This is a genomic window from Frankia sp. AiPs1, assembly GCF_023716945.1.
GTDB lineage: Bacteria > Actinomycetota > Actinomycetes > Frankiales > Frankiaceae > Frankia.
In genome coordinates this window covers 1-3727 of sequence record NZ_JAMQQF010000580.1, presented here as the reverse complement: position 1 = coordinate 3727, position 3727 = coordinate 1, and the positions used below count along the sequence as shown (strand labels likewise).

The window sequence follows — 3727 nt, the reverse complement described above, 5'->3', positions numbered from 1 at the left end:
ACCCCACGGCGGCCGGTGAATCCCCGCTTCCCGTGGGGTTCGCCGGCCGCTGCTGCTGCACCGGCCGCGCCCGCTGCTGCTGCACCGGCCGCCGCCGCTTACCCGCCGCCGCTTAGGTGCGCCGCCGCCTACCGGTCGCCGCCTACCGGTCGTCGCGGCCTACCGGTCGTCGCCTAACGGCCGCCGCCGTCTAACGACACCAAGGTGGGGGCGGGAATCCGGCATCTCCGGACTGGCCCGACGCTGCTAACGAGTCGCGAGCTCGGCTTTCCCGCGATCTGCGTCGCCCACTGATCGGCGGGGATGGCAATGCGGCAGCACCCTAGTCACGAAGAGTCACGCTTTCGTCGGGGCCGTCATCTCCGGACCACTTTTTCCGCGATGTGTTATTCCCAGACCCTACGTAGCGTGGTAGAAACATCAACGATGTAGACGAGCCGGTGTATCCCAACTGGTAGAGGAGGCTGTCCTAAAAACAGCTCGAGTGTCGGTTCGACTCCGACCACCGGCACAATCCATTGCTGATCGCCCGCGTGCGTTGGTGAACGCCGCGGGTGGTCGGCATGGAAGGCTTCGTCGCCAGGTGAGGTGAGTAGCGGCGCGGGGGCGCAATGATTACGTGCGCCGTCGAATCCGCTACTTTCCGTCCCAGATTCGTTACAGCTTGCGTGACCGCTGCTCGTGGCCTCCCGCCCACGGTGCCGACCGGCCGACGGGAACCTCCCGGTCGGTGGGTTCGTTGCGTGGTTGACGTGTGCACCAACTCATGACGGTGGCGCTGCCCCGGCGGCGACCGAGAGGAGCCGGCTCGATGGCCGACCTTCGTTCCTCGAACCCCGTGCTGCGCCGCGGCGGGTTCGCGCCGCCGCCGACGCCCACCCCGGAGGAGCTCGCCAGCCACTATCGGCAGCCGACCACCCTCACCGTCGACGACGTGGTCGTGCACACGCTGGGGCTGTTCGCCCTGCTGGGCGTCGGCGGTGCCGTCGGCTGGGTGGTCGGGCGGGACGCCCCGGGCATCGCGCTGGCTGCCGGGCTCGTCGCGCTGGTCATCAGCCTGGTCGTGTCGATGCGCAACCGGTTGCGCCCCTCGCTGGTCATCGCCTTCGCGCTGATCGAGGGCGTCGCGGTGGGGGCGATCTCACGCTTCTACGAGGACGACTTCGCGGGCATCGTCCCGCAGGCTTTGCTCGGCACCGGGCTGATCTTCGTCGTCATGCTCCTCGCCTACCGCAGCCGCCGCTTGCGGGCCACTCCGCGGATGGCTCGCATCGTCACCGGTGTGCTGTTCGGTGTCGTCCTGCTCAGCCTGGTCGACCTGGTCGTCAGGGCGGTCAGCGGGAGCCATCTGCCGGTGATCAACGACGCGACCCCGCTGGGCATCCTGTTCAGCGTGCTGGTGCTCGGCGTCGCGAGCCTCCAGTTCATCCTCGACTTCGATTACATCGAGCGGGCGATCGCCGCCGGGGCGCCGCGCTCCGAGGCCTGGCGGGCCGGCTTCGGCCTGCTGATCGGCTTCGTCTGGGTCTACCTGGAGATGCTGCGGCTGCTGTCCAAGCTGCGCCAGTAGCCCGGCGCCCGCCCGGCCGCGTCCAGCCAGAGCGAGTCAGTCCAGAGCACGAGTCAGGCCAGCGCGAGTCGTCAGCCGGAGCGGTCCGGGCCCGCCGCGGTGGGCGTGATCCGCAGGATGCAGCGCTGATCGCGGACCATCGCCGCCCGGTAGTCGTCCCAGTCGGGATGCTCGCCGGCGATGTCACGGTAGTAATCGACGAGCAGATCCATCGCCGTCGGCAGCCGGACGATCTCGGCCGTGCCGGTGATCTGCACCCAGGGCCCGAAGAAGTCGTCCGGCAGCACGCACAGCCGCACGGTCGCGTCGAGCTCGGCGTGGCCGACCTTGTAGGCGGTGAGCCTGGTGCTGATCAGCAGGCGACCCTCGGCGTCCACCCCGACCGTCACCGGCGACATCTGCGGGCTGCCGTCCCGGCGGGTGGTGCTCAGCACCGCCCGGTGGTGACCGCGGACGAACTCGGTGGCGGCATCAAGGTCCATCCGCACATTCTGGCCGACGGGACGTGGACCCCGCGACGTGACCCGCGGACGCGACCGGGCCCGGATCGGTTGGGGTGCCGGGGCCGTGGCGGCCGACCGGGGCCGCCGAGGTGCCGCGGTGCCGAGGTGCCGCAGTGCCTACGCCCGGCTTGCCCGCCGCCGTAGGTCCGCCTCGTGGACGAGGGCGGCCGCGAAGCTGTGCGGCAGGTTGTGCTCGGCGCGCAGCCAGTTCACCCGTTCGGTGAAGCGCAGCAGGCCCGGACCGTCGTCCAGCCGGCTTAGCCAGTGGTTCACCCCGTGCCCCGTTGCCTGCGGGATCCGCTCGATGAGGCTCTGGTGGGTCTGCGGGGAGCGGTTGAGCGACATGCGCGCCTCCAGAAGTAAAACCCGACGTCAACGGCTCATGTCGCCAGCGTGCCCCATGCCACAGCAAAGGGCAAGGCCCCGCCCCGGCCTCGTGGGGTATCCTGCCCGGATGTCCGATGAGGTCGGTGATCTCACTCGGGAGGTGGGTCTGCTCATCCGGCACGTCCGGGGATGGGCCGGCTCTTCCTGGGACGTCGCGGTGAGTTCGGGGATGACCCGGGCGGAGCGCACGGTGCGGCTGCTCGACGAGCTGGCCGCGCTCGGCGAACGGATCGGCACGGGTGCGCCCGTCGGGATGCGTCCGCCGAGACTCGCCGCCCACGCCCTGCCCGATCAGCTCGCCGTGCTCGCCGAGGACCTGCTGGCCGCGCTCGACGCCGCCGGAGCCACCCTTCCGTCCGCCCACGCGGTGCTGGCCGACGCCCGCGCGGCGGTGGCCCGGGCGCGTGCGGACCTCGACGGCGCCGGTTTCGGGTTCCGCGTGCGCTGATCGCAGCCCGACCCGCTGGCCCCCGACCGACCGTTCGGCCTGCGCGCATCCCTCGGCCTGCGCGCACCGTTCGGCCTGCGCGCACCGTTCGGTGTCAGCGCAGCAGCCAGGTGCTCCGGACTGCGTCGAGCACGTGCGCGGCGGCGATCCGGGCCCCGTCGAGGGTCAGGTGCACCCCGTCGTGGGACCGGGCGAGTACCTCCCGGCCGTCGGCGGCGGTCAGGTAGTCGCTGTAGGCGCCGTCCTTCGCCAGCCACGGGGTCAGGTCGAGGTAGCTCGCACCGCCCACCCCCGCCGCCGCGGTCGCCGTCGCCGTGTTCAGTCGGTGGAAGTAGCCGTTGAGCTGGTTGGAGCGGGCCGGGGGCAGGCCGAGCCAGAGCAGCCGCCTGGCCCCGTTCCCGGTCCAGATCCGCATCACGACGCTGGCCCGCCGCTGGTACTCGGCCTCCCACTCGGCCGATCCGGCGGGCAGCACCGTCCCGTCGGGGAGCGTGATGCCCTGCCCGTCGTTGCCACCCATCGCGACGATGATCAGCTCCGCGTTGCGCTGGGCGACCTGGTCGCGGGCATGGGCGGCCCAGTCGAAGAAGTCGGGGCGGACCAGGCCGGTGCCGAACCGGGTGTCGGTCTGCGCCCGGACCGTGTCCGGCGCCGTGTTCGTGATGGTGGGGCCGAGGGACTCGGTCAGGGAGTCGCCGGTGACGAGCACCCGCAGCGGGTCGGTGGCGGTGGGCAGGCGCAGGGGGGCGAGTGGGGGCGGGGCGGCGGGTATCCCGGCGGTGCCGGGGTGTTCTGGCGCCGCCGGGCCCGGTGCGGCGC

General features: G+C 71.8%; 5 protein-coding genes and 1 tRNA gene. 3 read left to right on the top strand and 3 right to left on the bottom strand.

Going from position 1 to position 3727, the window contains the following annotated elements; genetic code table 11:
• Positions 1–436: 436 nt before the first annotated feature.
• Both ND748_RS27720 and ND748_RS27715 read left to right on the top strand, forming a co-directional pair.
• A tRNA-Leu gene (locus tag ND748_RS27720) sits at positions 437–511 on the top strand.
• 300 nt (positions 512–811) lie between these two features.
• Entirely contained in the window at positions 812–1570 is a 759-nt protein-coding gene (locus ND748_RS27715) for a Bax inhibitor-1/YccA family protein (RefSeq protein ID WP_251749150.1), read from the top strand.
• 71 nt (positions 1571–1641) lie between these two features.
• Here the strand turns inward: ND748_RS27715 and ND748_RS27710 are convergent, their stop codons facing one another.
• Positions 1642–2052: a PPOX class F420-dependent oxidoreductase gene (locus ND748_RS27710; RefSeq protein ID WP_251749149.1), complete on the bottom strand. Its 411-nt coding sequence runs from the start codon at positions 2050–2052 to the stop codon at positions 1642–1644.
• A 138-nt stretch (positions 2053–2190) separates the two neighbouring features.
• Complete coding sequence (locus ND748_RS27705; RefSeq protein WP_251749148.1) at positions 2191–2418, bottom strand: DUF4287 domain-containing protein; 228 nt, start codon at positions 2416–2418, stop codon at positions 2191–2193.
• Between the two features lie 109 nt (positions 2419–2527).
• Between ND748_RS27705 and ND748_RS27700 the strand changes: the two genes are divergently transcribed.
• Positions 2528–2908, top strand: a complete 381-nt coding sequence (locus ND748_RS27700) for a hypothetical protein (RefSeq protein WP_251749147.1) — start codon at positions 2528–2530, stop codon at positions 2906–2908.
• Positions 2909–3002: 94 nt separating this feature from the next.
• On the opposite strand, the gene ND748_RS27695 is transcribed toward ND748_RS27700, so the two are convergent.
• A partial coding sequence (locus tag ND748_RS27695) for a DUF459 domain-containing protein (protein WP_251749146.1) occupies positions 3003–3727 on the bottom strand: 725 nt, incomplete at its 5' end.